Origin of the sequence: Methylobacterium sp. 22177, assembly GCF_052045615.1 — a bacterium.
Classification (GTDB): Bacteria; Pseudomonadota; Alphaproteobacteria; order Rhizobiales; family Beijerinckiaceae; genus Methylobacterium; species Methylobacterium radiotolerans.
The window spans coordinates 37,028-43,536 of sequence record NZ_JBQEPK010000044.1; the positions used below are offsets into that span (position 1 = coordinate 37,028).

The 6,509-nt window shown below is 69.6% G+C and carries 4 protein-coding genes; 3 read left to right on the forward strand and 1 reads right to left on the reverse strand.

The features are described 5' to 3' along the window. Window positions 1-204: 204 nt before the first annotated feature. The 3 genes from ACTJK8_RS26895 to ACTJK8_RS26905 all read left to right on the forward strand — a co-directional run bounded on the left by ACTJK8_RS26895 (window position 205) and on the right by ACTJK8_RS26905 (window position 5,427). Complete coding sequence (locus tag ACTJK8_RS26895; protein WP_012329893.1) at window positions 205-2,955, forward strand: hybrid sensor histidine kinase/response regulator; 2,751 nt, start codon at window positions 205-207, stop codon at window positions 2,953-2,955. An 800-nt stretch (window positions 2,956-3,755) separates the two neighbouring features. Then, window positions 3,756-4,742, forward strand: coding sequence for an alpha/beta fold hydrolase (locus ACTJK8_RS26900; protein WP_043074997.1), 987 nt, complete (start codon window positions 3,756-3,758; stop codon window positions 4,740-4,742). Between the two features lie 265 nt (window positions 4,743-5,007). Continuing rightward, window positions 5,008-5,427, forward strand: coding sequence for a RidA family protein (locus ACTJK8_RS26905; protein WP_024827482.1), 420 nt, complete (start codon window positions 5,008-5,010; stop codon window positions 5,425-5,427). Between the two features lie 89 nt (window positions 5,428-5,516). Here the strand turns inward: ACTJK8_RS26905 and ACTJK8_RS26910 are convergent. After that, window positions 5,517-6,509 (reverse strand): transporter substrate-binding protein (locus ACTJK8_RS26910; protein ID WP_440762808.1); only part of this gene is annotated, 993 nt, incomplete at its 5' end.

The window sequence follows — 6,509 nt, forward strand, 5'->3', positions numbered from 1 at the left end:
TCTCACCATGCAATCTGACACGCCGCGCCCGGGAGGCGAGCCTCCGCCGCCCATCGGCGATCCGCCCCCCGGTCCGGTCAACGCTCCATGACCGCGCGGTACACATCTCGCCGGTATCCCGCCCGCCGGGCCGGAGCCGCTCACCACAACCAATGCGTCTTCTGACCCGTCGCGAGCGATGCGGCCGGAACCTGTCGAGCGATCATGCACCTACCCCTACCGGACCCGGGAACGCTGTCCCGCGAGGAACTGGAAGCCGAGGTTCGGCGCCTGCGCGGGCACTCGGCCTCCCTCGCGCAGATGTTCGAGCAGGCCCCGAGCTTCGTCGCCCTGCTCAGCGGGCCCGAGCACCGTTTCACGCTGACGAACGCGGCCTACCAGCGCATGGTCGACGGTCGCGACGTGGCCGGCCGCACCGTCGCCGAGGCGCTGCCGGAGGCCGCCGCTCAGGGCTACGTCGACCTGCTCGACGAGGTGTTCCGTAGCGGCCGAGCCCACCGGGCGACCGGCGCGAGGCTCGACCTCCAACCCGACCCGGGCGGCCCGGCCACGGAGCGCTACTTCGACTTCGTCTACCAGCCGGTCGCTGGCGCGGACGGTCGGGTCGCGGGCATCTTCGTCGAGGGCCACGACGTCACGGAGCGCACACGCGCCGAGGTCGCTCTGCGCGAGAACGAGGCGCGCTACCGGACCCTGTTCGAGAGCATCGAGGTCGGGTTCTGCATCATCGAGATCAGGTTCGAGGGCGCGTGCGCCGTCGACTACCGCATCGTCGAAGCCAACCCTGCCTTCGTGCGGCAGACTGGCGCCGACGTTGCCGGCAAGTGGGTGAGCGAGTTCGCGCCGAACCTGGAGCGACACTGGTTCGACACCTACGGGCGCGTCGCCCTGACCGGGGAGCCCGCGCACTTCGAGCACTTCGCAGAGGTGTTCGGGCGCTGGTTCGACGTGCGCGCCTTGCGGACCGGCGATGCCGCGGCGAACCGGGTCGCCGTCTTCTTCTCGGATATCACCGAGCGGCGCCGGGTCGAAGAGCGCGCCGAAGCCGGCGAGCGGGAACTCCGCCTGATCGCGGACGCCCTGCCGGTGCTCATCGCCTTCATCGGCGCGGACCACGTCTACCGGTTCGCCAACGAGGCCTATGACGACTGGTTCTTCGTCCCGGCCGGGCAGATCGTCGGTCGGGATGTCAGGGACTTGCTCGGGCCGGACGCGTACTCGGCACGCCGACCCTTCATCGACCGGGCTCTCGGCGGTGAGCCGGTCACCTTCGAGATGGACTGGCCGCATCGCGACGGGCGCCACCGGGTCGCCGAGATCCGCTACCTCCCGCGCCGGGACGCCGGCGGCCGCGTCGACGGCTTCCATGTTTTCGTGCAGGACGTGACCGTTCGGGCGCAGACCGAGGCCGACCTCGCCCGCCAGGTCGCCGCCCGGACCGCCGAACGCGACCAGATCTGGCAGGCGTCGTCCGACCTGCTCTGCGTGGCCAGCCTCGACGGCTACTTCGTCAGCCTCAACCCCGCCTGGCCCCGGACCCTCGGGTGGACCGACGCCGAGATGAAGGCGCGCCCGTTCCTCGATTTCGTCCACCCCGACGACGTCGCCGCGACCGTGTCGGCAGCCGGCGGCCTGGCGCGCGGGGAGGCCCAGCTTACCTTCGAGAACCGATACCGTTGCAAGGACGGCAGCTACCTTTGGCTGTCGTGGAACGCGGTGCCGCGCGACGGGCTCATCTACTCGTCGGTGCGCGACGTGACCGAAATCAAGCGGCAGGCCGAGGCGCTGGCCAGGACCGAGGAGGCCTTGCGGCAGTCGCAGAAGATGGAGGCGGTGGGGCAACTGACCGGCGGCCTCGCGCACGACTTCAACAACCTGCTCGCCGGCATCTCCGGCTCGCTGGAACTGATGCAGACCCGCATGTCCCAGGGACGGATGGGCGACCTCGAGCGCTACATGACGGTCGCCCAGGGCGCGGCCAAGCGCGCCGCCGCCCTGACCCACCGCCTGCTCGCCTTCTCCCGGCGTCAGACTCTCGACCCCAAGCCGACCAACGTGAACCGCTTGGTCAAGGACATGGAGGAGCTGGTCCGGCGGACGGTCGGCCCATCGATCCACCTCGAGGTCGTCGGGCTCTCGGGGCTGTGGCCGGCACTGATCGATCCGGGGCAGCTGGAGAACGCGCTTCTCAACCTGTGCATCAACGCGCGTGACGCGATGCCGGATGGCGGCCGCATCACCATCGAGACCGCGAACAAGTGGATCGACGAGGCGGGTGGCCGCCAGCACGACCTGTCTCCCGGCCAGTACCTCAGCGTCTGCGTCACCGACACCGGTACCGGCATGTCGGCGGACCTCGTCGACAAAGTGTTCGAACCGTTCTTCACCACCAAGCCCACCGGCGAGGGCACGGGCCTCGGCCTGTCCATGGTCTACGGCTTCGCCCGCCAGTCCGGTGGCCAGGTGCGGATCTACTCCGAGGTCGGCGAGGGCACGACCGTCTGCCTGTACCTGCCGCGGCACTACGGCGAGGCCGACGAGGACGAGGTCGCGCGAAGGCTCGCCGAGGTGGGGCAGGCCCGCCAGGGCGAGACGGTGCTGATCGTGGACGACGAGCCTTCGGTGCGGATGCTGGTCACCGAGGTGCTGGAGGACCTGGGCTATACCGCCATCGAGGCGGCCGACAGCGTCGCCGGACTGAAGGTGCTGCAGTCGGACGTGCGCATCGATCTGCTGGTGACCGACGTCGGGCTACCCGGCGGCATGAACGGACGGCAGATGGCGGATGCCGGCCGCGAACGGCGTCCCGACCTGAAGGTGCTGTTCATCACCGGCTACGCGGAGAACGCGGTCCTCGGGAACGGCTACCTGCGCCCCGGCATGCAGGTCCTGACTAAGCCGTTCGTGCTGGAAACGCTCGCCACCCGCATCAAGGACCTCATCGCTGAGGCTTGAACCGCGCCGCCCGCCCCGTGGGTGGCGACCCGCGTCAGCGTCCGCAGGGACCGGGGCCTCGCCTCGGCGTTGCCGCATGCGACTGACCGACCGGAGCCGTCACGCTGAACCCCTTCTATGCCGCGTTCCTGCTCGCGGCGGAGGCGCAGAAGGTCGTCGCGGCCATGGAGGCCGCCGATACCCTGATGGCGGGCGCCACCACGGCGACAGCATCGCGAGTTGCGGGGCGCTCGCCGCGGACGAGACCCTCCGGTCGATGGCCTGAGCTGTCTTCGAGGACGCCCTTCGGACGGCCATCCTAAGCCCGGCCTTGGAGCGTGGCGAGAACCGTCCCGTGGCTCGAAGCAGCGATCGTGCTGGACTCACACGTCCGTCTTCTTCCTGAGGACGCCGAGGTTGAGCGGCTCCCCTCGTCGTGGCGGGGCGGCAGGCGCTGGTGCTGCGACCGTTCGAACTCGACCCGATCCCGATCCGCCTCGTCCAGGTCGGGCAGGGACCGCCCCGCTCAAGGTACGGGCGTTCCTCGACTTCGCGACACCCTCGAGAGGAGCGCTGGACTTTCGTGAGCGGATACTTCGCCGCGACGCCCGTCGACCGTTTCACGGCGCGGAAGGGTGAATTGCAGCGACACCCTGTTCTGATCCGCGCCGCGTCCCTGCATGATGGTCCCGCCATCGGTTCCGCGCGTCCGGGCCGCGGCCCGGTCAGGCGTGCCGACGTCGCTCTCAGCGGTCGCGCCGTTCGACCCGGCGGCCGTCGAGCTCGACGCGTTCCGTCCCGCCAGCCTGAGGCGCGCCACGATGCGACACGAGTACGGACATGAGGTCACCGGGCGCGGATTCGCCCGCGCGACGCGGCGGCATCTTCTCGCCGGCGGTGTGCTGGCGACGGGTGTGGGGGTGGGGGCCGCGCGGGCGGAGCTCCGCCCCGCGCAGGCCGGAGAGGTCCGCCACGGAACCGTCCGGGCCGACGGCGTGGACGTCTTCTACCGGGAGGCTGGCCGCCCGGACGCCCCGGTCCTCCTACTGCTGCACGGCTTCGCCAATTCGTCCTTCTACTTCCGGCACCTCATGCCGAAGCTGGCCGATCGCTTCCGCCTGATCGCGCCCGACCTGCCCTCCTTCGGGTTCACGCAGGTGCCGGAGGATCGCGCCTACGTCTACGACTTCGCGTCGCTGTCGCGCACGATGGGGGCGTTCGTCGACGCGCTCGGCCTCGACCGCTACATCCTCTACGCGTTCGATTACGGGGCGCCGGTCGCGTGGGATCTGGCGCTCGCCCGTCCCGACCGCGTCGCCGGTATCGTCTCCCAGAACGGCAATGCCTATCTCGACGGGCTCGGCGAGGCGGCCTGGGCGCCGCTGCGGGCGTACTGGGCGGCGCCGGACGAGACCGCCGTCGAGGCGATCCGGGCCCGCATGACCCTCGACGGCGTCAAGGCCGCCTATGTCCACGGGGTGGCCGACCCGTCCCGCATCGAGCCCGAGGCGTACACGCTCGACGCCGCCATCCTGGCGCGGCCGGGCAATGCCGACCGGCAGGTGACGCTGAAGCTCGACTACAAGCGCAATCTCGAGCGTTACCCGCTGATCCAGGCCTTCTTCCGCGCGCGCCGTCCGAAACTGCTCGCCGTCTGGGGCCGCAACGACCCGTTCTTCGTCCCGCCCGGAGCCGAGGCGTTCCGGCGCGACATCCCGGAGGCGCGCGTCACCTTCCTCGACACCGGGCATTTCGCCCTCGAGACCGACGGTGACGCGATCGCGGAGGAGATCCGGCGGGTCTTCTAAGCCAGTCCACCGCTCGGGAATGGTTCGTGCCGTCGCACGCAGTTCGCGTGCGGCCGGCCTCCTCCGGCCCGAGCGGCGATCGGCACGATCGGCTTCGGGGTGATCGGGATCCGCCGGGGGCGGCTCGGATCCGGCCGCCGAGCCGACACTATCCCCGGCCCGCTCGTGACCTTACGGTCGCGGACCTGGAGCACGGAGATCGGGCAGGTCGCGCCCGTCGTAAAGGGAGATCGCGGTGCCGCAGCCCCACTCAGCCTCGTCGGCCATGCTGTTTCACATGGTCTCCGGAGGGCCGCAGCCGGTCGCCCCGTTCAGCCACGCGGTCGAGGTCGACGGTTTCGTCTTCGTCACCGGCCAGATGCCCGACACCCCGGACAGGCCCGGCGTCCTGCCCGACGGGATCGAGGCGCAGACCCGCAACGTGATGGCCAATCTCGGTACGGTCCTGGCCGGCCTCGGTCTGGGCCTCGAGAACGTCGTCGTCGCGCGCGCCTTCCTGACGGAGTTCAAGCGCGACTACGCCGCCTTCAACGACACCTACAAGTCCTTCTTCCCGCCCGACCGGCTGCCGGCCCGGACCTGCGTGGGCACGACGGGGCTCGCCTATGACGCCCTGGTCGAGATCGACCTCATCGCCCATCGCGGCGGCGCGGCTCCGCCGTCGTCGGACGCGCGCGAGGGCTGAGCCGCGTCGCCCGCGCGGGGGACGATGTCCTGCGGGGATGCTGTTCGGCCCGGTCTCCCCGCGCTCGCCGGATCACCCGGCCGCGCGCCTCACTGGTAGCCCTTCGGGAACGGGTCGGGTTTGATCAGCTCGGGGCTGGTGTAGACGATCTCGAACTGGCCGTCGGGCTTGGCCCGGCCCACCCGGGTCTTCGACCAGAGGTGATGGTTCTCGTCGATCTTCACGTAGCCTTCGGGCGCGCCCTTGAACTCGATCCCGGGCGAGGCCGCCACCACCTTGTCGACGTCGAACGAGCCGGCCTTCTCGCAGGCCATCTTCCACAGGAACGGGCCGAGATAGGCCGCCTGCGTCACGTCGCCGATGACCGTCTTCTCGCCCCACATCTTCTTGAAGGCGGCGACGAACGCCTTGTTGTTCTCGTTCTGGATCGACTCGAAGTACTTCATGCAGGCGTAGGCCCCGGCGATGTTCTCGCCGCCGATGCCGTCGATCTCGTCCTCGGTGACCGAGATCGTCATCAGCACCTGCTTCGACAGGTCGATGCCGGCCGCCTTCAGCTGCTTGTAGAACGCCACGTTCGAGCCGCCGACCACGTCGGCGAAGATCACCTTCGGCTTGGTCAGCTTGATCTTGTTGATGACCGAGTTGAACTGCGTGTGGCCGAGGGGGAAGTACTCCTCGCCGACGACCTTGCCCTTGAGCACGGTCTCGATGTGCCTGCGGGCGATCTTGTTGGAGGTGCGCGGCCAGATGTAGTCGGAACCGATGAAGTAGAAGCTGTCGCCGCCCTTCTCCTTGTGGACCCAGTCGAGGCCGGCGAGGATCTGCTGGGTGGCCTCCTGGCCCGTGTAGAAGACGTTCTTCGACTGCTCCAGGCCCTCGTAGAAGGTCGGGTAGTAGAGGAGGCCGTTGTACTGCTCGAAGACCGGCAGCACCGCCTTGCGCGACGCCGAGGTCCAGCAGCCCATCACGGCGGCGCAGTGGTCGTTGACGAGGAGCTTCTTGGCCTTCTCGGCGAAGGTCGGCCAGTCGGAGGCGCCGTCCTCCTGGATGATCTTGATCTTGCGGCCGAGCACGCCGCC

What these genes read in the sequence shown, in the direction of transcription:
- ACTJK8_RS26895 (WP_012329893.1), top strand. Translation starts at nt 205, where the DNA reads ATGCACCTACCCCTACCGGACCCGGGAACGCTGTCCCGCGAGGAACTG.
- ACTJK8_RS26900 (WP_043074997.1), top strand. Translation starts at nt 3,756, where the DNA reads ATGCGACACGAGTACGGACATGAGGTCACCGGGCGCGGATTCGCCCGC.
- ACTJK8_RS26905 (WP_024827482.1), top strand. Translation starts at nt 5,008, where the DNA reads ATGCTGTTTCACATGGTCTCCGGAGGGCCGCAGCCGGTCGCCCCGTTC.